A 23,367-nucleotide genomic window follows, 5' to 3' on the forward strand; every position below is an offset into this window, starting at 1 on the left:
TCACTGACGTTCAGCCAAACGCAATGGCCCTGGTCCGGCTCTCGCCCTTCGGGACGAAGCCGACAATCCATGCTAGTCTCGCGCGCCATCAAACGGACGACGGGTGATAGCAATGCTGGAAACCGACAAGTTGTTCGCTGGCTCGATTCCGGAAAACTACGACCGCTATATGGTGCCGTTGATTTTCGAGCCCTACGCCGCAGATCTTGCACAACGCGCAGCGTCTTTCTCGCCAGGCGCCGTTCTGGAAATCGCCGCGGGCACCGGGGTTGTCACCCGCGCGCTGGCGCCAAAACTGTCCCCTGGCGCAAGCTATATTGTCACCGACCTCAACCAGCCGATGCTCGACTACGCCGCATCGCGACAAGCTCCCGACGATAGCATCAGATGGCGACAAGCGGATGCTCTGGCGCTCCCGTTTGAAAATGCCGCCTTCGATCTCGTGTGTTGTCAGTTCGGTGCGATGTTCTTTCCCGACCGCCCAGCCGCCTACCGCGAAGCGAAGCGAGTTCTGAAGCCCGGAGGGCATCTTCTATTCAATGTATGGGATCGCATCGAGGACAATGTATTTGCTGACGATGTGACGAATGCTCTCGCAAAGATCTTTCCGGACGACCCGCCGCGCTTTCTGGCGCGCACGCCACACGGCTACCACGATACGGCACTGATCCATCGCGAGCTGGAGGACGCAGGTTTCTCCCACGTCACGATCGAGACGAGAGCCGAACAAAGCCGCGCATCCTCGCCGCGGCTTCCAGCCGTTGCCTATTGTCAGGGAACTGTTCTTCGCACCGAAATTGAAGCCAGAGACGCCGGAAAACTGGAAGCTGCAACCGACTACGCAGCATCTGAAATTGCGCGCAGACATGGCAACGGCGAGATTGCTGCCAAGATTCAGGCGCATGTGATCGTGGCTGTGGCCTGAATGTCGGAATATCCCGCACCGACACTTCGCGTGGCCAGGCTTCCGTGAGTTTCGAACCGTTCTATGTCACGTCCTCATCAATAACTTGAGCTGAACGGTGGTACCGTCTATCTCTGCCGGACAATCAGGAGCATCCTGACCGCAGGAACCGGTGATGAGCGAGATTTCCGATAGCGACATCAGCGCCGTCGGCGACATGATTGATGATCTCGTCATACAGACAACGTATCGTCTGTATCGATCAGCTATCGTCCCGTTCTCAATGATCACCGCAACGCATCGAATCCCGTCTTGTTCGAACGCGTGACATCATGACCCTCTGGAAGAGCACGATCGCGAGGCTCTTTACGTCACATCGCGCTCATCTCGAAACGCTGGTGCGTCGCCGGGTTCGTGATCGTGAAGTAGCTTCGGAGATCGTCCAGGATGTCTTCGCCAGGGTACTTGCTGCCGGTACCAATGGCTCGGACGAAGACAACAAGCGCGTCCTGTACGCCGCGGCCCGGAACGCCGCAATCGATCACAATCTGACGGCATCGCGGCGGCATCATATGCTCGCCGACGTGCTGCCTGAACAACTCAGTCCCGGGCAACCATCGGAAGATGCAGCATTGCAGGCGCGCGAAGCCGTCGCTGCACTGGATCGCGCGCTCGCGCAGCTCCCCGCCCGAACCCGCGAGATCTTCGTTCGCCGACGTGTCAATGGCGAGTCCAATGCCGAGATCGCACAGCGGTTCGGCATTTCCGTAAGTGCCGTCGAAAAACATCTGCTACGCGCCATGCAGCACTGCCGCGCCGCCGTGGACGATCATCTCAACCTCGCCAGCAAAGATTTCCGCTAAAATGGATGTGGGTTCTTTCTCGTCGCTCGTTGTAAAGGTAGGAGTAGCTGGAACGCTTCTAACGGCAGGAGCATTCCCGCGTCGCCTTTTCGATCGATCGAAGGAATTGCTGATGAAACCTGGCGACCGGCCAACGAAAGCACAGTGCGCCGCCGCTGATCTTTGGCTCATCCGACGCGACGGGACGACAACCGAGGCCGACGAGGCATCCTTTCGGCAATGGCTCGATGAGGATCATCGTCATCAACTTGCCTATCGTGAAGCAGCGACGATCTGGCAGCAGCTTGAGGAGCCTGCCATTCGACTGGCTGCACGCGACCATCGTCGCGGCAACATCGCTGCCCGGCGCCGGATGGGATGGTGGCCGGCATTGCCGGCAGCGATCGCCGCGGCCTGCGTCATCTGGTTCGTCAATCCATCGATGCTCGAGAACTGGCAGGCAGATATTGTCACGGCGCGTGGTCAGGTGATCGCCCGGGACCTGCCGGACGGCTCCCGCCTGAACATCGGTGCCGACACTGCCCTGGACTTAGACTTCAAGGATGGTCGACGCCGGGTCGTTCTACGCCGTGGCCAGGCCTTCTTCGATGTAAAGCCAGACCAGACCGCCTTCACGGTCGACGGCGGCGCAGGCGAAATCCGCGTGCTCGGGACTGCCTTCAATATCGACCGGACGGCCGATGGTGTCGAGGTGACAGTTCAGCGCGGACTGGTGTCGGTCGCCGGCCAGGACCGCGATGCGACCGTCAAGCTATCGGCAAACCAGCATGTGCGCGTGTCCGGCGGAAAGCTCGGCGCCGTTGAAACCGGAGACATCGATGCCAGGCTCGCGTGGATATCCGGCCGTCTGGTCTTCGACCGCGTCCCGCTGCATCGGGTCGTCGAAGCGCTGCAGCGCCAGACGTCAAGCCGCATCGTCATCCGCGGTCGCTTCAGCGATCTGCTCGTCTCCGGCACGTTTCCGACCACGAATGTCGATGAAAGCCTCACAGCCATTGCCGGCATGATCGAGGGCAACGTCGCCCATCTCACCCCTTGGGTGACTGTCATCTACTAAACTCCTCCGCTGTTTACCGGAATTCTAAACCGCAACACCCACAGACCTGATGTGGGTTTGATTTCGTGACTCGTTGAACTGGATGAAGAGCAGACGCTCTTCGCGGCGCTGGGGCGGCGCACAGCAAACAACGAGAGAGCGGAGTTCGTGCGTAATGCGGTTCGGGGGTGGACGGGGCGTCGCTCGCCATGTGGCGAGCGGGCTGATCGGCATATTGCCGTTGATCACGACAATACCGGCCTTTGGCCAAAACAATGTCGACGCAACAGCGACTACCCCTGCGACTTACCCGTTCAACATTTCCGCCAAGCCTCTTGCAGCGGCAATTGCGGATCTCGGCGCCAGCAGCGGATGGCGCATCCTCTACACGATCCAGCTCGCGCCAGACATGCGCAGCCGGCCGTTGAACGGCAATTACACGGTGGCACAGGCGCTCGCACAGCTCCTGGCCGGCACAGGAATTACGTATCGCATCACCGGCCCGAAAGCCGCGTTGCTGATCGATCCGTCGCAGAGCCGCGCGGGGCCCGTCCCTTCCGGCGACGGCGTCCAACTCGATACGATCGTCGTCGATGCGGCCAGGAGCGATAATACGACGGGCTCCGGCTATCAGGGAACACCGGACTGGGTCTATCAGCGACCGGCAGCCATCAGCGTGATTTCCCGCGAGGCGATCGAGAGCAGCCCGACGCGCAATGCGCGCGATCTCCTGGATAATGTGGCCGGCGTCTATGCCAATCGCTCGGCGGCGCAGAACCCTGGCATCAGCGTCAATATCCGCGGCCTGCAGGACCAGGACCGCATTGCCACCATGATCGACGGCGCGCGGCAGAATTTCCAGCGCAGCGGCCACGGTGCGACGCAACGGACCTATGTCGACACCGCCTTCCTGCGCCAGATCGACGTGGAGAAAAGTACGACGTCGGGCGTCGGCAGCGCCGGTGCGCTTGGCGGCCTGGTCAATTTTCGCACCTTCATCGCCGACGATTTGATCAAGCCCGGCAACCAGTATGGCGGCGTGGTGAATGCCACCACGGGTACCAACGCCTACAATTTCGATGGCTCGACGGCAGCAGCCGTCCGCGTGTCGGAACGCTTCTCGGTGCTCGGCGGCGTCAGCTACAAGAATATCGGCGCCTACGATATCGGCAAGAACGGTACCATCGGTGATGGCATGAAGGCCTATGACGGCAATGTCTTCCTGTTCTCCGGCCAGGAGGTGTTCTCGACGATCCTCAAGGCCGAGGCGCTGACGACCGAGGACGTGAAGATCACGATCGGCTGGCTGCATAACGATTCCCGGTACAATACCGGAAACTACGATGACACGATCGCACGCGGCGGAATCCTGAAGTCCAGCGAGCAAGTCGCCAACGACACGTTCACGTCCGCGGTCGACTGGAATCCGGGCAATGACATCGTCGATCTGAAAGCCAAGCTCTATTACAACCACCTCAAGAACGACACGGTTTCCGATGGCGCATTTGCACTGACCGGGCCATCGAATTTCGTGTTCTCGACACTGGGCGGAAGCGTCGAGAATACCAGCCGTTTCGCGACCGGCATCGGTGCACTGGCACTCAATTACGGCGTGGAAGCGTTCAGCGACACCGGCAAGACGACGCTGCAGCGCGGTTTTGTCGCTGGCAACGGTGTCGACTATTCGAGCACGCTGACCGGCGGCACGCCGAGCGGAAACCGCGACGTCGCCAGCGGTTTCGGCACCGCGACTCTCAAGCCGGCGGAATGGGTGACCCTGATCGGCGGCGTCCGTTACGACTGGTATCATGTCGCGGGCAATGCGACGATCTACGGCGAAAGCCAAGAGATCGTCGGGCAACGGATGACCAATCCCGGAAGACCGGCCATCTGCAATGCGCGCGGCTGCGGCGCAGCCGTCCCACCGACATATGTGCCTATCATTGGCACCGTTTATAGGCCGTACAATCTCGATGTCGATAAATCGGGCGGGACCTGGCTCCCGAATTTCACGGTCGCGTTTCAACCAGTCGATTGGCTGCAGCCCTTCGTAAAATACTCCAAGAGCTATCGGCCGCCAACGATCATGGAATCATTCCTGAACGGCGGCCACGATGCAAATGAGATCAATGGCTACGCCCCGAACCCGTTCCTGCGTCCGGAACGCGGCGACACCTACGAGGCCGGCTTCAATGTTCTGGCCAACGGCATCCTGACCGAGCGCGACACCGTGCGCTTCAAGGCCGTCGGCTTCTATCGCGAGATCACCGACTATATCAGCTTCGGTCAGAATCGAGAATGCGAACAACGCACAACAATACACCTCCTACGTCAATCTCAACGGCGTCACGCGAATGAAGGGCGTCGAGATCGAGGCTAACTACGACGCGCGCTTCCTCTATATCGGTGGCACCGTCACGCGCATCGACACAGATTTCGCCAACAGTTTCACCAGCCCAACAGGGCGGGACATGCCGATCAACAGCGGCCTCGGCGCCCCTGTCATCTTCGAGCAGCCGAAACTGCGCGTCACCATCGATGCGGGCATCCGGCTGCTCGATGAGAAGCTCACGCTCGGAACACGTATCGTCGATGTATCGAAGACCGAGCCCGCCATGGGTTCACTCCGGAGTGGATACGATATGCCGGCCTATCGCGTCTACGACATCTATGGGTCCTACGCCTTCGACGAAGCGACCAAACTACGATTCGCGGTGAACAATCTCACCGACGTCGCCTATGCGCCCGCCGTCGGCGCCAATTTCTACGCCGCACCGGGCCGTACCGCGACGGTGTCGCTGAACTACAAATTCTAGGAATTCCCGCCCCATTGGCGTGGATGGAGGCCCGCCACAAGGCGGGCAAAACAAGCAGAGAAGGGTTTCGAGAATGGCACTCAATCTTCAGCTTACGGCAGCAAGCAGCGACCTCGCGACATATCTGGCGTCGTACGACGCCAACTTCACCTACAATGGAAACGGCTGGTTCTCCACCTCGTTCACCGGCCAGGATCAGTGGTCGGCCGGTGTCGATACCGAAGGAACCGACAATAGTCTGCCTTCCGTCATCATGAATATCCATGACTACAGCTATTCGCCCGGTGCATTCAACGGCGACGTGGAATCGCTCTCACTCGGTCATAATCTTGAATATGTGCCGGCCACGGATCTGTGGGTGCAAGATCAGGAACTGATCATCACCAATAGCAGTGGCTACATGCCCGTCACCACCACCTTCAATCAGGCGATCTATTCGCTTTCGCATGGCGGGCAGGTCGATGGCGGGACGTTCTTCGGTCAGTCATTCGCTGGTCTGACCGACTATTTTGCCGAACAAGGGACGAACCAGACCGGTACCGCTGGCGACGATGTTCTCGTCAGCTTCGCTGGCGACGACGTTCTGACCGGCAATGGGGGCGTGCTGGTCGATACGTTCCTCTGGAGCGCGAATTACTACGATACTGCCGCCGGCACTGCAGCGCAGGGCTGGGCGACGACGTCATCACGGATTTCTTCGACGGCGCCGACCAGATCCAGATCTCCGGCTTCGGCTGGGCCAATGCCACAGCATTCCAGGGCGCAGGCGGCAGCCTGTCCGGCAATGTCCTCACCTATGCCGACGCGACCAACGGCCTGACCAGCACCATTACGGTGAATTTCGCTGGCGGCGGCACGCTGGACTGGAGCGATATCGCCTTCGTCTAACGGGCTTCGCTGCGAATTCGCAGCCACGCAACCTGCTGACGCGACACTGATGTCGCGTCAGCCCCTTGCATCGGGGTCGCCCGCAAGCTGATCACGACGCGCTGCCGGATCACGACGTCCCGACAACCCAAATCCTGAGGAACGACAATGGCACTGACTGTCACCTACAGCGAAGCAAGCAGCAATCTGCCCGCTTACCTCGACAACTGGATCGACAATTTCGAATATCGCGGCGCCGGAAATTTCAACGCCGTGAAGAACACAACCGACCAATGGTATGCCGGCACACGCATCGTCGGCGGTGTCGATAACGACAAGTCGTCGATCATCGTGAGCGGCGATGACTTCTCCTATACGCCGGGCGTTATCGATGGCACGGTCACCAACCTGACACTTGGTAGCAATCTGGCTTATGTCTCATCGACCGACCTGTGGGTCCAGGATCCCGGTCTGTCGATCGGATTCAGCGGCGCAACGCTGACGCCGGCCTTCGATGCCGCGATCACCGACCTGTCGCAGAATGGCAGCCTGAACGGCCTCTACGGCTACTTTGCCGAACAGGGCACCATTCAGACCGGCACCGCCGGCGACGATGTCATGCTGAGCTTCGGTGGCAATGACAGCTTCACTGGCGGTCTTGGCAACGATACGCTCGTTTTCGCCGACGGATGGGCCAATGACGTCGTGCTGGATTTTCACGCAGCCGCGGGCGATTTCGACGTCCTCGACCTGCAGGGCGTGACCAACATCTCGAACTATGTCGACCTGTTCTTCAACCACAGCAACTGGTGGGACAATAGCAACGTGCTCACCATCACCGATGGCGCGAACTCGATCCAGCTCGATGGCTATGTCGGGACAGACATGCTTGGTCTGATCCTGGACGGCCACTTCACCGTCTGAGCAGAGCTGTCGTGGTGAAAGCTCCGCAGCGCATTCCGTCGCAGCCATTGGCTGCGGCGGCCATCTCGCCACTCAAGCCCGCCATCGCGGGGATCGCCGTGATCAGCGGCATCGTGAACGTGCTCGCGCTGACCGCGCCGCTGTTCATGTTGCAGGTCTATGACCGCGTCCTGGCCAGCCGCAGCGTTTCGACGCTGATCGGCCTCGGTGTGCTGGCGGCCACGCTCTACACCTTTCAGTCCCTTTTCGACATCATTCGATCGCGCATTCTGCTGCGCATCGGCGAGTGCTTCGATCATCGGCTCTCCGACCGCGTGCATGATGCCGTTGTCGGCCTGCCGCTTGAGATGCCTTTGCCAGGCGATGGCCTGCAGCCATTGCGCGATCTCGACAATGTGCGCGGCTTCCTGTCCGGCCCCGGTCCCACCGCCTTCTTCGACCTGCCGTGGATGCCGTTCTACCTCGCCATCTGCTTCGTGTTTCACTTCTGGATCGGCATCACGGCCCTCGTAGGTGCCGTCATCCTCATATCCCTCACCCTTCTCACCAATGCCCGCTCCAGGGGACCCGCCCGCGAGACCGTCCAGCATGGCATGTTTCGCAACGCGCTGATGGAGGCCAGCCGTCGCAATGCCGAAGTGGTGCGCGCAATGGGCCTCGGCGGCCGGATGGCCGCGCGCTGGCATCGCACCAATTCGGATTATCTGGCGGCCAATCGCCGGGCTGGCGATGTGGCAGGAGGCCTCGGCGGCGTGGCCCGCGCGCTGCGTGCGCTGCTGCAGTCGACCATGCTCGGCGTCGGCGCCTATCTCGTGATCAGGCAGGAAGCCAGCGCCGGCGTGATGGTGGCGAGTTCGATCATGATGGGCCGCGCGCTCGCGCCCGTGGATCTGGCCATCTCGACATGGAAGCCGTTCCTGATGGCGCGGCAGAGCTGGGCACGGCTCGATGAATTGCTGACGCGCATGCCGGAAGCCCCGAAGACGATGGCACTGCCACGCGCCCATATCGATCTGCGCGTCGAGGCGATGACCATCGCGCCGCCCGGAGAGAAACGCCCGACGGTCACGGGGCTGAGCTTTACCGTTTCCGCCGGAAGCGCTCTTGGCATCATCGGCCATAGTGGCAGCGGCAAGTCCACACTGGCACGCGCACTGGTCGGGGCCTGGCGCCCGGCCAGCGGCAAGGTGCGCATCGACGGCGCCAGCTTCGACCAGTGGGACCGCGAGATGCTCGGTCGCGATATCGGTTATCTGCCGCAGGGCGTCGAACTGTTCGATGGCACCATTGCCGAGAACATCTCCCGCTTCGAAGACGACCCGGACTCCGAGGCCATCGTCGCTGCGGCCAAAGCTGCCGGCGTACATGATCTCATCCTGCGCCTGGAACATGGCTACCAGACACGGATTGGCGAAGCCGGCTCCGCCTTGTCCGCCGGCCAGCGCCAGCGCATCGGGCTGGCACGCGCGCTCTATGGCGATCCATTCCTGGTCGTGCTCGACGAGCCCAACGCCAATCTCGACGTCGAGGGCGAAGCAGCGGTCATCCGGGCCATCGCCGCCATACGCGAGCGCAAGGGCATTGCCATCGTCATCGCTCATCGTCCGAGTGCGATCGGCGCTGTTGACCTCGTCCTGGTGATGGAAGGCGGTCGCGCCAAGGCATTCGGTCCGCGCGCGGACGTCCTCAGCAAAGCACTGAAGGCTCCCGCCCCCGCAGTACACGGCAGCGGCACGACGACCGGCCATACGGCCAGCGCGCGGTCTCTCGTGCCGCTGCGGGTGATCGCCAATCCCGCTGACAAGTCGGGAATGAGCACACATCCTCACGACGATATGGAAGATCGCGATGTCCGATAGCAATGTCTCGGCGGTCTCCCACTCGATCCTGCGTCACCTCGGCATCGCCACGCTGGCAGGTGTTGTGCTGGTGGGCGGCATCGGCAGATGGGCTGCGGCGACCAATCTGGCCGGCGCAATCGTCGCCGCAGGACACTTCGTCGTGGATACCAACGTCAAGAAGGTCCAGCACCCGACCGGCGGCGTGGTCGGTGAGATTCTGGTCCGCGAAGGACAGCGCGTGATTGCAGGCGACATTGTAATGCGCCTCGACGCGACGCAGACGCGCGCCAATCTCGCCATCGTAACCAAACGGCTCGACGAATTCGCAGTGCGACGGGCGCGGCTCCGCGCCGAGCGCGACGAGGCCGACGTCCTCGCCTTCCCCGACGAGATCAGATCGCGCGCCGCCGATCCGGAGATCGCGCAGCTCATGGCAGGCGAGAACAGGCTGTTCGAACTGCGCCGCGATGCCCGCCTGGGCCAGAAGGCGCAGCTTCGCGAACGCGCGCTTCAATACGGCAAGGAAGTGCGCGGCCTCGTGGCTCAGGAGGAAGCGAAAATTCGCGGCATCGGTCTGATCCAACGCGAACTGAGAGGCGTGCGCGAACTCTGGGAGAAAGGGCTGGTACCCATTCAGCGGATGATGGCGCTGGAACGCGAAGCGGCAAACCTTGACGGCGAACGCGGCCGGCTCGTCGAAGCGCAGGCGCAATCCGGCGGCAAGATTTCCGAAACACAGCTGCAGATGATTCAGGTCGACCAGGATCTCCGCAGCGAAGTCGCCAGCAGCCTGCGCGACATCGAGGGCCAGACGGCGGAATATGTCGAACGGAAGGTGACTGCAGAAGATCAGCTCAAGCGGATCGATATTGTCGCGCCGCAAAGCGGACTGGTCCACGAGCTCGCGGTTCACACCGTTGGCGGCGTGATTTCGCCGGCCGACACGGTCATGCTGATCGTACCCGACAGCGACAGGCTGGCACTTGAAGTACAGATCAACCCGCAGGACATCGACCAGATACGGCTCGGCCAGCCAGCCGTGCTGCGCATGTCGGCCTTCAACCAGCGTACCACTCCCGAACTGAACGGCAGCGTCAGCCGCATCGCCGCCGACCTGACGCTGGATCAGAAGTCCGGGCTTTCCCATTACATCGTGCGGATCACCATCCCGCCGCAGCAACTGGCGCGCCTCGGTAAACTCGCTTTGGTTCCGGGGATGCCTGCGGAAGCCTTCATTCAGACCGGCGAACGCACAGTCCTCTCTTTTCTGGTCAAGCCCATCGGCGACCAGATTGCACGATCATTTCGCGAGGAATAGCCGGTTCAAGTCGAGGTCACCCCCTGCGCATGGGGCTGGGATACGGCTTCGCCGACTTCGCGCCGTCACGCCAGCGACCCGGCGCTATTCCGGTCACGCGCTTGAACGCGCGATTGAAGGCCGCTTCGGAGTCGTAGCCGACATCGCTGGCGATGACAGCAAGACTGTCGCTACCCGTTCGCATGCGCTCCGCTGCCAACTGCATCCGCCAGCTGGTCACATATTCGATCGGAGCCTGGCCCAACACCTCGTTGAAGCGCTCGGCGAGCACCGTGCGCGACGTACCGCATTCGCGGGCCAGATCATCAACCGTCCAGCGATGACCAGGATTTCCGTGGACATGCCACATCGCACGTCCGAGCACAGGATCGTTCAGCGCCGCGAACCAGCCATGCGCGCTTGGCGGCAATCCCGCAGCGTAGCGACGCAGCACCTCGACGAACAGCAGTTCCATCAGCCGGCCGAGCATGATCTCACTGCCGGGCGTCGCATCTTCGGTCAGTGAGAGAATTTCGCGCACCGTCGTGGCGAGAACCGCACTCACCTTGTCGTCGCCGGCGCGATCGATCAGCATCGGCGGCAGGGTTCGAAAGACCGGAGAATGCAGCAACTCCGACGATCTCGATAAAGCCGCAGACCATGCGGGTCTCCCGCCCTCCGCCGCCATGCTCGATCGTCCACATGCCGGATAGTGGACCGGCACGCACCAGTTCCATCGCGGAACACAACTCGGCGCCGTCGCCGCTGTAGAACCTGTGCGTGTCGGCGAACGGCATCAGCAGAACGTCGCCCGCGGCAATGGTGCCTCGCTCGCCACTGGCGAGTTCAACGGTGCATTCGCCCGCCGCGATCAAATGAAAAATGCTGACATGGCGCAAATGCGCCATCGGAGTGCGCTCGTCGAAATGTTTCGGACTGATGAGGCCGAATGGCTCGGTCAGGCTGGCGTTCAGAAATACCGATCCGCTGAGCCGGATCGACCGCAGCATATCTGCGAGCAAATCCCCACCGCGATCAATATCCGGCGTCGCTGCAAATGATGGCGGTGTCTCGATCATGCGAGGTCCTGAACCTCCGATCATCGTCCGCTGCCCCAACCATGCGCGGCATGTGGCGCATTGTATCCGATGGAGACGATGATGATCAAGAAACGGCTGTCGAAAGCCGCCGATCGTAGCTTCAGCTTGATTGCAGCAATGTTGATGCGGCGCGCCATTGCGCGGCTGATCCGCATCGACGACAGATCGCTATCCAAGGCTGGATTATCGCGCGCCGCGGTGGCCGAGTTCCTTGAGAGCCCGGTTCGGACCGACCCGCACCGCTTCTTCAGCCGCAAGCATGCGCAGCGCGATCTGCAAGACAGCGATACCGCACGCGGGTCGATCCAAGTGTCTCTGGCCCAACCGGACCCGATTCATCTTCAGCCAGATGACTCGATCGTTTTCGACAACCATCACGCGCAGACCGATACGCTTCACCGGGGAACCATCATGCATGCGATCCGACAAATGGTGAGCTTCCGCATGCGAATCCTGACGGCCGGCGTGCTCGTCGCCGTCGGCGCCCTGAGCGCTTGCTCCGGCAGCCTGCCCGATCACAATGCGGCACAAATCCGCCGTGATCAGCCCGCGCGCTGTCAGCTGCGGCCGAATCTCATTCGTCTATCGCCGATCATGCCGTCGAGCGAGCGCGTGGCCGAGGCATCCCTCCTCCCCAGGCCGCCGCGCGCCAGGCAACCCGAAGCGCGCGCGGGTCCTCCAGGACGGGCCGGCTAAGGAAACGCTTGGTTCAAATCGACAAGACAACCAACAAAGGATAGTTTCATGACCCGCTTCATTGCACTCATCTACGGGCTCGCATCCTACGCGATCTTCTTCATCACGATCCTTTACGCCATCGGTTTCGTCGAAGGAATGATGGTACCAAAAGACATCAACGCCGGAACGCAGGTTCCGTGGCTGGAAGCTGTGCTCGTCAATCTCGCCCTGATGTCGCTGTTCGCAATCCAGCACAGCGTCATGGCGCGGAAGTCGTTCAAGCAGTGGTGGACGCAATATGTCCCGGTTTCGGTCGAGCGCAGCACCTATGTGCTGTTCGCGAGCCTGAGCTTGTTGCTACTATTCTGGCAGTGGCGCCCGATGCCGGCGATCGTCTGGCAGATCAGCAATCCACAACTGGCCATGGCCATGACGGGGCTTTCCCTGTTCGGATGGGTCATCGTCTTCACCAGCACATTCCTGATCAACCATTTCGAGTTGTTCGGCGTGCAGCAGGTGGTGCAGAATCTGTCTGATCAGAAGCCGTCAGCGCCGGTGTTTCGCACACCGCTTTACTACAAGCTTGTACGCCACCCGATCTATCTCGGCTTCATCATCGCCTTCTGGGCGACGCCGATGATGACGGTCGGGCACCTGTTGTTCGCGGCCGTCACCACCGCCTACATCTTCGTCGGGATCTTCCTGGAAGAGCGCGATCTCGTCGAGCTGTTCGGTGACGACTATCGCCGCTACCGCGATCGGGTGTCGATGATCCTGCCGTGGCGCAAATCAGAGCGTCCGCCTACGCAGAGGCATGCCAATCCGTTCGGGCTCAGCGGCGAGCGATAGAACACAAAACGGAAACGCCGGATCGCGTGCACCGCGATCCGGCTTTTTTGCTGGCTGATCAGTTCGGCCGCTTGCGCTTATGCGCGAACGGGTTCGCCTTCTCGCGCAACGTGATGCGGATCGGCGTGCCCGGCAGGTTGAAGGCCTCGCGCAGCGTATTGGTGAGATAGCGCAGATAGCTCGTCGGCACCGCATCGGCGCGCGAGCAGAACACGATGAAGCTCGGTGGACGTGCTTTCGCCTGGGTGACGTAGTTCAGTTTCAGCCGGCGACCTGATACCGACGGCGGCGGATTCTTGTCGATCGCATCCTCGAACCAGCGATTGAGGCCTGCGGTGGGAATGCGGCGATTCCAGACCGCGTAGGAATCCTGTATCGCCTTCATCAGCCGTTCGACGCCCTCGCCCATCAGCCCGGAGATCGCTACGACCGGCACCCCCCTGATCTGCGGCAACAAGTGATCGGCATCGGTGCGCAGCGCGCCAATCAGGCCGCCTTGCTTTTCGACGAGATCCCATTTGTTGACCGCGATCACCAGCGCGCGTCCCTCGCGCTCAACCAGATCGGCAATGCGCAGATCCTGTTCCTCGAACCTGTTCTGCGAGTCCATCATCAGCACGACGACTTCGGCGAAGCGCACGGCGCGCAGCGTGTCGGCGACGGAGAGCTTCTCCAGCTTCTCCTCGATGCGCGAACGGCGACGCAGGCCGGCGGTATCGAAGATGCGGAAGTCCCGGCCCTTGTAGTTGAGCTCGACCGAAATGCTGTCGCGCGTGGTGCCCGCTTCCGGCGAGGTCAGCAGGCGCTCTTCACCGAGCAGATAGTTGATGGTCGTCGACTTGCCGGCATTTGGGCGGCCAACGATAGCGACGCGGATCGGCCGCGTCTCGATTTCTTCTTCGGGAATGATGACGTCGTCATCGTCGAATTCTTCCGGCTCTTCGACCGGCTCCGGCATCAGCACGCGCAGCGCGTCATAGAGTTCGCCCAAGCCTTCACCGTGTTCGGCCGAGATCTGGATCGGATCGCCGAGACCCAGCGCATAGGATTCCATTGCGCCGACTTCGCCGTGCTTGCCCTCGCTTTTGTTGGCGAGCAACAGCACCGGCTTGTTGGCGCGACGTGCGAAATCGGCGAAGGCGCGGTCGTTCGGCGTCAGACCCATGCGCGCATCGATGACGAAGAACAGCGCGTCGGCCAGCGCAATCGCTGTCTCGGTCTGTTCCTGCATGCGCGCGGTCAGCGAGCCCTTCGGGCCTTCATCGAGACCGGCGGTGTCGACCAGCGTGAATTCGAGATCGCCAAGCTTGCCCTCGCCCTCGCGGCGGTCGCGGGTGACGCCTGGGGTGTCATCGACCAGCGCAAGCTTCTGCCCGACCAGACGGTTGAACAGCGTGGATTTGCCGACATTGGGTCGGCCGATGATGGCAATGGTATAGGACATAGGTGATCCGTGCGCCCTTTACGGACAGCCTGTCAATGAGAGGGCGCGCGAACTCAGCGCGAGAAACTGCCCGACGGCACTGGTGCCGGGAATGGTGTGGTGGCCTGCTGGGCCGGTGCGGCTGCTGCCGGCTCATCCGGCGGCGGCGCGGTGGTGCTGCGGCGGCGGGCGACCTTCTTGCCCTGCGGCGGAGGCGGTGCGGCAGCCGTGCTGCCTTCCTCGGCCGGTGCGGCATCGGGATCGGCGGGCGCTGCGCCGTCCTGACGGACGGTGCCGACCTGAACAGAGCCACGGCTCTTCGCCTTGCGGCCCTTCGGCTCTGGCGCGCCCGGCGGCGGCTGCAGTGGGGCGGCTGCGACGGGCGCAGCCTCCTGCGCGCGCTGACGCTCAACATTCTCCTTGTAGAGATCGCGCGGCACGCCCTGCTCAAGGCCGGGGACGCCGTCGGGGAACACCGGCTTGCGGTCGCCGGGCAGCTTCTTCTTGGTGTCGAGGAAGTCGAGCATGTCGGACGGGTCCCAGCCGGTCATGCTGCCGCAGCCCGAGAGCGCGCTGGACAGCGCGATCAGGACGGCGGCGGAAACGAGGCGTTGCATCGGGCGCATGGACGACTTCTCACTCAACTCGTGATCTGAACGATCGGCTTCAGGTCAGCTTTAATTCCGCTCTTGTCTTGCTCAGCTTTTCGCGGCGGGCGGCAGCAGCGCCTGCAACGCTTCGGCGCGGGTACGCAGGCTCGCCGGCGTCTCCGCATCGTTGGACATCATGTCCAGCCACTGCCGCGTCGCCACGGCGTTGTTAGCCTTCCATGCCGACAGCGCCAGCAGCTCGCGCGCCGAATGGCGATAGGTGCTGGTATTGGTCGTCGCTGGCTCCAGGCGGGTCTGCATCGCCTCATAGGGCGTGGTCTCCAACAGCAGGCTGCCGGCGCGAATACGCGCGAGATCCTGCTCAGGTGCTGGAACGGTGCGGTCTGCGACAATGTCGTCATAGAGCTTCACTGCGGCCTGCGGGTCGCGCGAAGCAGCCTCAGCAGCGGCGCGCAGACGCGCCAGCGTGCGATAGCCGGACGGCGCCTCGGCGGCGAGCTTGGTGAAGGCGGCTTCCGCCTCGGCATGCTTGTTCTGCTCGGCCAGCTCGACCGCGCGGTCGAACGCCGCACCGGCCACGGCGGCCTTCTTGGCCTCAAGATAGCTGTAGCCACGCCAGCCACCGACGCCGACCACGATCAGAATCGCGACTGCGATGATCAGGAGCGAATACTTCTCCCAGATCTTCTTGAGCTGCTCGCGACGCAGGTCTTCGTCGACTTCATTAAATAATTCAGACACTTAAAGGTATCCTGTCCCCGATGGGCCGCGCTCACCCCGAGCGGCGCCGGGCATATACGCTCCGGCATGGCGGCGGCGATACCCTAGCGTTATGGCGCTGGCAAGGCAAAGCCAGCGCGATCAAAGCGTTATCCCGAAATGCTTAATTTCGAACGATGCCTTTTAGGCCCGTCAGTTCATGCCGCCGGCACCGCCGCTGGTGCGGCCATTGGCATTGGACCCGGCGCTGTTATCGCCGAAGGCCGAGTTGGCGTTGTTGCCGCCCAGCGCCGCATTGCCGCGGGTGTCGTTAAGCGGGCCTACGACCGGACGCGGCTCCTCGACACGATAATGGGGCTTCCGCTCCTTCTTGGCCGGATCGGCGTGGGAAACCGCGGGAAGCAGCGCCAAAACGGCGACAAAGCTCAGCAACTTCAAGGCCTTCATCATCAACATCCTTCGCGTTGCCCCTGCTCTTTCAACCCCGGCCGAACCGCAAAATTCCGGCGAACATCCTGCGACCGTCTTGCGTCAAACGTGCGTCAGCCCTTCGGCTTGCCACCATAGACATGTTCCGGCCCCGGAAACGCGCGCGAACGCACATCGGTGGCGTAGCCCTCGATGGCCGCCTCGATCATCGGTCCAAGATTGCCGTAGCGCTTGACGAATTTCGGCACCCGCGCCGACAGGCCGAGCATGTCTTCGAGCACCAATACCTGACCGTCACAAGCCGAGCTCGCGCCGATACCGATGGTCGGGATCGGAATCGTCTCGGTGATCTTTCGCGCGAGCGGTTCAGCCACCGCTTCAATCACCACCGAGAACGCGCCGGCTTGCGCGATAGCAATCGCATCGTTCTGGATCGGCCCCGGCACGTTCTCACCGCGCGCAATCGCTTCGGCCTCTTCCTTGCCCTGCGAGCGGAACGAACCGAGCGCTGCGATCGACTGCGGCGTCAGGCCGATATGCGCCATCACGGGGATGCCGCGCTCGGTGAGGAACGCAATGGTCTCGGCCATGCGGGCGCCGCCCTCAAGCTTCACGGCGCCGCAATGGGTCTCTTTCAGAATGCGCGCGGCGGAATGAAACGCCTGCTCTTTCGACGCTTCATAGGAGCCGAACGGCATGTCGACGACGACCAGCGACTGCTTGGAGCCGCGCATCACCGCGTGGCCCTGCAGGATCATCATGTCGAGCGTCACGGGGATCGTGGTCTCAAAACCGTGCATGACATTGCCGAGCGAGTCGCCGACGAGGATCACGTCGCAATAGCGATCAACCAATGAGGCCGTATGCGCATGATACGAGGTGAGCATCACGATCGGCTCGCCGTTCTTGCGCGCGAGAATATCTGGTGCCGTCTTGCGCTTGATGGCCGACTGAACTGACATGAACTTAAGCTCCGAACACGGGAACGCCGATCACCACCGGATGGAAGGCGAAACCCAAAGCGATATAGGCGACGATGCCGACCGCGACCGCAATCGCGTCATTCATCGGACCGCCCACCGGGATCGGCGGACCGCCGGCATCGGCGCGATGCTTCAGCGAAATGCGATCAATCACCGCCCAGGCCAGGAACGATCCGAACAGGATGATCGAGCCGAGATCACCATTGGCGAGCAGATGTGCGGCGGCCCACAGCTTGATGCCGGCGAGCATCGGATGTTTCAGCGTGGTGTAGATGCGGCCGCGGATATAGGACGCGGTGACCATGATAACCGCCGGCAGCATCAGCGCGACGGTGATGTGCTTCATCGCCAGCGGCGGCGTCCAGACATTGATCCAGCCAGTCGCGCGATATTGCGCGAAGCCCCAGATGATCAGCGCGAGGCCGACGGCGGAGATCAGCGCAAAGCCGAGCTTGTAGACGCTCTCGCCCAGACGCGCGATCAACTGCGCGCGCGCCTCGCGCCTGATGATGAACAGGTGAATGCCGAGAAACAGCACGAGGCCGAGGATCATCACGATCAGTCCCATGATGTCCAGTCCTCTCGCCCGGGCGGTTGCGTGCCGGATGGGTTGCCCGCCCTGAAATTCCCACTATGGTCCCGCCCGGCCAGCGGATTTTAGCCGCCTTTGGCGCCGGTCAGACGGCTTCCGGGTATCACTTTTCAGGGGACGCACGCAATGCTGCGAAACGACACGACATCTGACCGCTTTCGCCTTGCGCTCGCAGCGCTGTTGTTCGCAACGCTGCCCTTCGCAGCGCACGCGCAGACACCCGTCTGGCCGCCCAAGCTGGTGCGCATCATCGTGCCATTCGGCGCCGGCGCGAGCCCGGACATCGTCGGCCGCGTGCTCGCCGACAGTCTGCAGGCGCGGCATCCCGGCACCAATTTCGTGGTGGAGAATAAGCCCGGAGCCTCCGGCAATATCGGCACCGACGCCATCGCCAAATCTACACCTGATGGTTCGACCATCGGCATCTCGCTCGGCGGCCCGCTCGCCATCAACACGCTGCTGTTTGCCAAGCTGCCCTACAATCCCGACACCGACATCGCGCCGATCACGCTGCTGACGCAGCTCCCCAGCGTGCTCGCGGTGCCGACCAGCCTCGGCGTCAATACGGTCGCGGAATTCCTCGCCAAGGCCAAAGCCGATCCGAAGGGCCTCGGCTACGGCTCGATCGGCGTCGGCACGCTGTCGCAGCTCTGCATGGAAGCGATCGCGCAGAAGGCCGGCGCCAATATGGTGCACATCCCCTACCCGTCGTCCCCCGCAGCGACCACCGCGCTGATCCGCGGCGATGTGATGGTCGCGTGCCTCCCCGCCATCGGCGTGACGCCGCAGCTCGCCACCGGCGCCGTGAAGATTCTCGCCGTCACCACCGCGAAGCGCTCGCCGTTCCTGCCGGACGTCCCGACGCTCACCGAGAGCGGCATCGACGTGCAGTCCGACGCCTGGAATGCGCTGGTCGGCCCGGGCGGGCTGTCGAAGGAAGTGGTGGCGACGATCAATGCCGAAGTGACGCAGACACTGGCCGAGCCCGCCGTGATCGAGAAACTGAAGCTGCAGCTCATCACGCCGTCGCCGACCACGCCGGATCAGCTCCGCAAGCGCATGGCCGACGAGAAGGCACTGTGGGCCGAGGTGATCAAGGCGGCGAAGATCAGGATCGATTGAGGGACTTCCTAACCTCGCCCCGCCCCGCGCGAAGCGAAGCTTCGCTAGGCGGGGCGAGGTAAGAAAGACCGTCACACGAACCGGCAGTTTCGCGCGGTTTGCGCCATGCCGGACGACGACGAGGTCGGAATGCTGTAGCTCGCCTCGCTCGGTGTTTGGCCGCGTGCGGGGATGATCACCGTGCCGTGGTCCTTCACCGAGCCCTTGGCGTTGGTTACCGTGACGTCGATGCCGCAGGCGATCTTGCGGGCGCAGTTGTTCTCAAAATCCATCTTGAACGAATACTTGCCGTTGTCCTGCCAGAACCCGACATACTTGTCGCCGACGCAGGCCTTGGCTTCCTCGGTCCAGTTGTCGGGCTCGGGCCAGAACAACAGCGCGCTGCCGCCGGTGAGCGCACCGACAGCGCCAACAATCGTCGCAATCAACACGAACCTGCGTCCAAACATCGCCGCCTCCGGAGTGATTTCCCCTTCGTCGCGGCGGGTGGCTCAGCGGTTCACGCCACACGCTACTTCCCAGACTGCTTCTCCAACTCCCGGTTATCGACATAGCGGATCATGATCGGGCGCCCGGCGACCGCGCCACCGAGACCCTTGGTGAGTTTCAACGGCAGGCAGCTATGGAGCGAGGCGTTGATGGCCTTGAGATAGGTGTCGCGCGTGTCCTGCGGCGCATCCTTGCTGGCAAAGGTCACCCGCGGCGGCGCGATGGGCGTGCCGGCCGTGTTGAACGAGAACATCACCGACATCTGCATGCCTGCACGCGCAGCGTCCGTCGCGGGAGGCGACCAGCACGACCGCAAGGTAGCGAACAGGTCGCCGATCGTATCGAGATCATGATCGGGCCGGCGGTAGAGAGCCTGCTGATCGCCCGGCGGCACGCTCAGCACCGTGACCTGCAGGTTCTGGCCGATCGGATAATCGATCTCGGGAATACACGGCCCATGATCGAACACGCTGCAGGTGGACGGCGTGCACGGCTCGCCATCGAGCACGCTGCACGGCCTGTGCGAAAACGGCACTGCATCGCCGGCGCGCAGCCGCCGCGCCTCCGCCTGGCCGGCGAATGCCGCCACTACGCCGGCGATCAACAGCAATGTGAGGTTCCGTGTCATTCGGACACCCTTGCAAATGCGCCCTCACCTGAAATGATACAGGCGTGTGGCGTCATCAAGATCGGGATGGGTCACAACCGCACGAGCAGACCAACAAACGGAACGCCGGCCGAACGACCGATTGCAGACATTGTTGCGCCCGCGCGCAGCCCGGCACCACACGTCGTCGTCATCACACCCCAACCTCAGGAGACCGACATGAGCAGTCCCCAGGTGCACCGTGATACTTCCGTCACCATGAAGCTCGAAATCGTCGTCATTCCCGTGTCCAATGTCGACACGGCCAAGAGTTTTTACGCAAACCTCGGCTGGAGGCTCGACGCCGACTTCGTGGTCGGTGCCGACTATCGCGTGATCCAGTTCACGCCGCCGGGGTCGGATTGCTCGGTCATCTTCGGCAAGAACGTCACCGCCGCGACGCCTGGATCGGCGCAGGGTCTGTATCTGATCGTCTCCGACATCGAGGCCGCCCGTGCGGACCTGCTCGGCCGCGGCGTCAAGGTGAGCGACGCCTTCCACGCCGGAGATGTCAATGTCGGGCCGGACGAGCCCTATTTGTTCGGGCGACTTCGGGTGAATGGCCCGGATCCCGCGCGGGCCAGCTATCGCTCCTTCGCATCATTCAGCGACCCGGACGGCAACGGCTGGCTGTTTCAGGAGATCACCACGCGACTGCCCGGACGCATCGACGCCAGTGCCACGACTTTCAATTCATCTGCTGACCTTGCAGCCGCCTTGCGGCGAGCGGCGATCGCGCATGGCGAACACGAAAAGCGCACTGGCGGCCAGCATGACGAGAACTGGCCGGACTGGTATGCCGACTATATCGTGCGCGAGCAGAGCGGCGAGTCGTTGCCGACATAGCGGCCGCATCGCACGGCACATGGAATACGTCGCAACTGAATCGTCTGACGCAAAACTGGATAACCCCACCCCATCCTTGCGGAACCGAACTCGACGTCATAGGCGGGCACTGTCCTGGCTCTGCAACTGCGGGAGCGCGTATCCGGATCCGGCGACAGGCGCGTCGGCGGAGGCGCTCGATAGCGCATGGGAGATCGTGCGGTTGCGGCCGGTCCGCTTCGCTTCGTAAAGTCGCCCATCGACCCGCTTGTACAGGCTCGGCCAGCTATCTCCCGGCCGCAGCGTCCCCACGCCGAAGCTCGCAGTGACCTGCCTCGCTCCCCCCGGGACGGCGAAACTGTTCTGCTCGATCGCGATCCTCAACCGTTCGGCATAATCAACCGCTTCCTGTTCGTCCGTATCCGGAAGGAACACCGCAAATTCCTCGCCGCCCAGCCGCCCGACGATGTCGCGTTTGCGCGACGCGTTGCACAGCATGCGCCCCACCTCCCCAAGGACATCGTCTCCGACGTCATGACCGAGGGTGTCGTTGATGCTCTTGAAGTTGTCGATGTCGCACAAGGCGAGCGCAGCACGGCTCGGTCCGTGTTTGCGCAGATGGGCGGATACCCGTTCCTGAAAGCCGCGCCGGTTCAGAATGCCGGTCAACAGATCGAGATCGCGTTCGCGACGGAGATCGTCGATCATGTCGGACACCGCCGCGGCGAGGATGGCCAGCGCCAGGCCGGCGCCGAGCACGGCGAGCGAAAGCTGGAGTGCTTGCCAGAACATCGAATTGGCGAAAGCAGTTCTGTCGACCGGCATGGAAAATCCGACCGTGAGCAGGGTTCGCGGAAAAAAGTGCACCCCAAACAGCAGCAGCACCCAGAACAAAGCCCGGTCGACAGTCCGCCCGCGCGCCAAAGCGGTGAGCCGCCACGCTGCGATCACCATCAGGAGGCCGTAGCCGAAATTCTGGATGTAGACCCGGGCGACGAGATTGCGGTCGATATAAAAGAAATAGGCGAATAGCAGGACGAAGACGGCCAGGATCGCCATATCGATGATTGGGCCGAACGGCTTGCCCGAACGCAGCAGGATGCCCTCCACGGCGGCGATCACCGCTGACGTGTAGAGCGCGCCCGAGACGATGGCGTTGGGCCCCGCGCCGGGCGGCCAACTCAAAATCTGCGACATCGCACCGAGGGCAAACAGGACGCACGCGCCGGCCAGCAACAGCAGGTAGTTGCGCTTCTTCTCGACGAGCCACGCGCAGACGAAGGCAGCTCCGAAGACAAACAATATTCCCGGCGTTATCAGTTGGAGCGTAGTCTTGACGATGACCCCATCCATTTCGCTCAAACTTTCCAATAGGCCAGGCCGTCGTGATGCACGACCCGGGCATCAGTGCCTCGTAGCCAAAGAACACTATCAAATTTGACCGGAAATGCCTCAAATGCGAGTCGATTGATGGGAACGGGGTTCCTCACGCCTCGACGTCATACGCCGCGAATGCATCGTCAGCCGCCTGGCTCACAAGGGAAGATGGATGGCCGGGTCATCTCGCGAAGCCGCGCTTCGCGCGGCCAAAACGTGGGGAGAGTTTATCGCTCAACTCATACGTCATACGCGGGCTTGACCCAGGTACCCATCTTCCCCGACAAAGCCTCAACACACAATACGCAGTGCCGTTGCGCGCTCATCAAGAACAAGACCGTTCACAACTGCACGAACAGACCGCGGAGGAACTGCCAGCCATGACCACACCCAAGACACCGACGCATCCGTTCGAGCGCAGCCACTCCATCGTGATCGCGGCTGCGCCCGAAGCCGTGTTCGATTACGTCACCAATCCAAAATCGTGGCCGCAATGGCTGCCCTCCTCGCACGACATCGACTGCGAGGACCGGCCGATGCGGTTCGGCGACACGTTTCACGAACACTGGTCGACGCGGTCGGGCCCGGTCGCGCTGGACTGGCTGGTAATCGCCTGCGAGCGTCCGCGACTCTGGATCGGCCTGACACATATGAGCGTCACCGGCCCAATCGTCGTACAATATGTGTGCGATGTGGTGGATGGCGGGACGAAGTTCACCCGCACGGTACGCAATCCGGCACGGCCGAAGGCACCGACCGCGGAGATGATTGCGCGGATCGATGAGGAAGCGGAGTTGGGGCTGGCGAATATCAAGAGGATCGTGGAATTCGGCACCTGAGGCTGCGGCCTGAAGGCCGCACAAACTTCATATCCACTTCAAAACAACTATGTTGGGGCAGCGACCGATTGGGTTGCTTCATCCCACAAGATTTGCTGACACGCCTAGCGCGCAGGAATCTTTCTTTAAGAGTTCA

The 23,367-nt window shown here is 62.2% G+C and carries 25 protein-coding genes and 1 pseudogene; 15 read left to right on the plus strand and 11 right to left on the minus strand.

Going from position 1 to position 23,367, the window contains the following annotated elements:
• The first annotated feature begins 112 nt into the window (after positions 1-112).
• The 10 genes from RSO67_RS04280 to RSO67_RS04325 all read left to right on the plus strand — a co-directional run bounded on the left by RSO67_RS04280 (position 113) and on the right by RSO67_RS04325 (position 10,569).
• Entirely contained in the window at positions 113-925 is an 813-nt protein-coding gene (locus RSO67_RS04280; RefSeq protein WP_315842499.1) for a class I SAM-dependent methyltransferase, read from the plus strand.
• Positions 926-1,079: 154 nt separating this feature from the next.
• Entirely contained in the window at positions 1,080-1,232 is a 153-nt protein-coding gene (locus RSO67_RS04285) for a hypothetical protein (protein WP_315842500.1), read from the plus strand.
• Positions 1,233-1,236: 4 nt separating this feature from the next.
• Complete coding sequence (locus RSO67_RS04290) at positions 1,237-1,767, plus strand: RNA polymerase sigma factor (RefSeq protein ID WP_315842501.1); 531 nt, start codon at positions 1,237-1,239, stop codon at positions 1,765-1,767.
• A gap of 112 nt (positions 1,768-1,879) precedes the next feature.
• Complete coding sequence (locus tag RSO67_RS04295; protein ID WP_315842502.1) at positions 1,880-2,824, plus strand: FecR family protein; 945 nt, start codon at positions 1,880-1,882, stop codon at positions 2,822-2,824.
• A 154-nt stretch (positions 2,825-2,978) separates the two neighbouring features.
• Positions 2,979-5,183: a TonB-dependent receptor gene (locus tag RSO67_RS04300; protein ID WP_315842503.1), complete on the plus strand. Its 2,205-nt coding sequence runs from the start codon at positions 2,979-2,981 to the stop codon at positions 5,181-5,183.
• Complete coding sequence (locus RSO67_RS04305; RefSeq protein WP_315842504.1) at positions 5,158-5,619, plus strand: TonB-dependent receptor domain-containing protein; 462 nt, start codon at positions 5,158-5,160, stop codon at positions 5,617-5,619. The genes RSO67_RS04300 and RSO67_RS04305 overlap by 26 nt, the downstream gene beginning before the upstream one ends.
• Before the next feature lie 73 nt (positions 5,620-5,692).
• Positions 5,693-6,439: a hemolysin gene (locus tag RSO67_RS04310; RefSeq protein ID WP_315842505.1), complete on the plus strand. Its 747-nt coding sequence runs from the start codon at positions 5,693-5,695 to the stop codon at positions 6,437-6,439.
• Between the two features lie 215 nt (positions 6,440-6,654).
• Positions 6,655-7,410, plus strand: coding sequence for a hypothetical protein (locus RSO67_RS04315; protein ID WP_315842506.1), 756 nt, complete (start codon positions 6,655-6,657; stop codon positions 7,408-7,410).
• A gap of 11 nt (positions 7,411-7,421) precedes the next feature.
• A complete protein-coding gene (locus tag RSO67_RS04320; RefSeq protein ID WP_410001803.1) occupies positions 7,422-9,269 on the plus strand; it encodes a type I secretion system permease/ATPase in 1,848 nt (615 codons plus the stop codon).
• Positions 9,259-10,569 carry an HlyD family type I secretion periplasmic adaptor subunit gene (locus tag RSO67_RS04325; protein ID WP_315842507.1) on the plus strand — a complete coding sequence of 437 codons (1,311 nt, stop codon included), beginning with the start codon at positions 9,259-9,261 and terminating at the stop codon, positions 10,567-10,569. The genes RSO67_RS04320 and RSO67_RS04325 overlap by 11 nt, the downstream gene beginning before the upstream one ends.
• Before the next feature lie 16 nt (positions 10,570-10,585).
• On the opposite strand, the gene RSO67_RS04330 is transcribed toward RSO67_RS04325, so the two are convergent.
• Positions 10,586-11,038, minus strand: coding sequence for a helix-turn-helix transcriptional regulator (locus tag RSO67_RS04330; RefSeq protein ID WP_410001870.1), 453 nt, complete (start codon positions 11,036-11,038; stop codon positions 10,586-10,588).
• 6 nt (positions 11,039-11,044) lie between these two features.
• A pseudogene (locus tag RSO67_RS04335) lies at positions 11,045-11,651 on the minus strand (cupin domain-containing protein); the annotation flags it as partial.
• A gap of 57 nt (positions 11,652-11,708) precedes the next feature.
• On the opposite strand from RSO67_RS04335, the gene RSO67_RS04340 reads away from it, so the two are divergent.
• Positions 11,709-12,344, plus strand: coding sequence for a hypothetical protein (locus RSO67_RS04340; protein WP_315842510.1), 636 nt, complete (start codon positions 11,709-11,711; stop codon positions 12,342-12,344).
• A gap of 48 nt (positions 12,345-12,392) precedes the next feature.
• Entirely contained in the window at positions 12,393-13,175 is a 783-nt protein-coding gene (gene mddA, locus RSO67_RS04345; RefSeq protein ID WP_315842511.1) for a methanethiol S-methyltransferase, read from the plus strand.
• A gap of 58 nt (positions 13,176-13,233) precedes the next feature.
• Here mddA and der read toward each other — a convergent pair whose 3' ends face one another.
• The 6 genes from der to RSO67_RS04375 form a co-directional block, all read right to left on the minus strand.
• Positions 13,234-14,619 carry a ribosome biogenesis GTPase Der gene (gene der / locus RSO67_RS04350; protein ID WP_315842512.1) on the minus strand — a complete coding sequence of 462 codons (1,386 nt, stop codon included), beginning with the start codon at positions 14,617-14,619 and terminating at the stop codon, positions 13,234-13,236.
• A 53-nt stretch (positions 14,620-14,672) separates the two neighbouring features.
• Complete coding sequence (locus tag RSO67_RS04355; protein ID WP_184517489.1) at positions 14,673-15,224, minus strand: hypothetical protein; 552 nt, start codon at positions 15,222-15,224, stop codon at positions 14,673-14,675.
• Between the two features lie 72 nt (positions 15,225-15,296).
• Positions 15,297-15,950 carry a tetratricopeptide repeat protein gene (locus RSO67_RS04360; protein WP_315842513.1) on the minus strand — a complete coding sequence of 218 codons (654 nt, stop codon included), beginning with the start codon at positions 15,948-15,950 and terminating at the stop codon, positions 15,297-15,299.
• Positions 15,951-16,121: 171 nt separating this feature from the next.
• Positions 16,122-16,376 carry a hypothetical protein gene (locus RSO67_RS04365; protein WP_315842514.1) on the minus strand — a complete coding sequence of 85 codons (255 nt, stop codon included), beginning with the start codon at positions 16,374-16,376 and terminating at the stop codon, positions 16,122-16,124.
• A gap of 95 nt (positions 16,377-16,471) precedes the next feature.
• The gene (gene panB, locus RSO67_RS04370) at positions 16,472-17,320 is read right to left on the minus strand and encodes a 3-methyl-2-oxobutanoate hydroxymethyltransferase (protein ID WP_315842515.1); all 849 of its coding nucleotides are present in this window, start codon (positions 17,318-17,320) and stop codon (positions 16,472-16,474) included.
• Between the two features lie 4 nt (positions 17,321-17,324).
• Positions 17,325-17,909 carry an NnrU family protein gene (locus RSO67_RS04375; protein WP_315842516.1) on the minus strand — a complete coding sequence of 195 codons (585 nt, stop codon included), beginning with the start codon at positions 17,907-17,909 and terminating at the stop codon, positions 17,325-17,327.
• Between the two features lie 150 nt (positions 17,910-18,059).
• Here RSO67_RS04375 and RSO67_RS04380 point away from each other — a divergent pair, with 150 nt between their 5' ends.
• A complete protein-coding gene (locus RSO67_RS04380; protein ID WP_315842517.1) occupies positions 18,060-19,055 on the plus strand; it encodes a tripartite tricarboxylate transporter substrate binding protein in 996 nt (331 codons plus the stop codon).
• A gap of 71 nt (positions 19,056-19,126) precedes the next feature.
• On the opposite strand, the gene RSO67_RS04385 is transcribed toward RSO67_RS04380, so the two are convergent.
• Entirely contained in the window at positions 19,127-19,504 is a 378-nt protein-coding gene (locus RSO67_RS04385; protein ID WP_315842518.1) for a hypothetical protein, read from the minus strand.
• Positions 19,505-19,566: 62 nt separating this feature from the next.
• The gene (locus RSO67_RS04390; protein ID WP_315842519.1) at positions 19,567-20,172 is read right to left on the minus strand and encodes a hypothetical protein; all 606 of its coding nucleotides are present in this window, start codon (positions 20,170-20,172) and stop codon (positions 19,567-19,569) included.
• Positions 20,173-20,370: 198 nt separating this feature from the next.
• On the opposite strand from RSO67_RS04390, the gene RSO67_RS04395 reads away from it, so the two are divergent.
• Positions 20,371-21,036, plus strand: a complete 666-nt coding sequence (locus RSO67_RS04395; RefSeq protein ID WP_315842520.1) for a VOC family protein — start codon at positions 20,371-20,373, stop codon at positions 21,034-21,036.
• A gap of 96 nt (positions 21,037-21,132) precedes the next feature.
• Here the strand turns inward: RSO67_RS04395 and RSO67_RS04400 are convergent, their stop codons facing one another.
• The gene (locus tag RSO67_RS04400) at positions 21,133-22,368 is read right to left on the minus strand and encodes a GGDEF domain-containing protein (RefSeq protein WP_315842521.1); all 1,236 of its coding nucleotides are present in this window, start codon (positions 22,366-22,368) and stop codon (positions 21,133-21,135) included.
• Positions 22,369-22,772: 404 nt separating this feature from the next.
• On the opposite strand from RSO67_RS04400, the gene RSO67_RS04405 reads away from it, so the two are divergent.
• Positions 22,773-23,231: an SRPBCC family protein gene (locus RSO67_RS04405; RefSeq protein ID WP_315842522.1), complete on the plus strand. Its 459-nt coding sequence runs from the start codon at positions 22,773-22,775 to the stop codon at positions 23,229-23,231.
• Positions 23,232-23,367 lie beyond the last annotated feature (136 nt).

It is taken from the genome of Tardiphaga sp. 709 (genome assembly GCF_032401055.1).
Classification (GTDB): domain Bacteria; phylum Pseudomonadota; class Alphaproteobacteria; order Rhizobiales; family Xanthobacteraceae; genus Tardiphaga.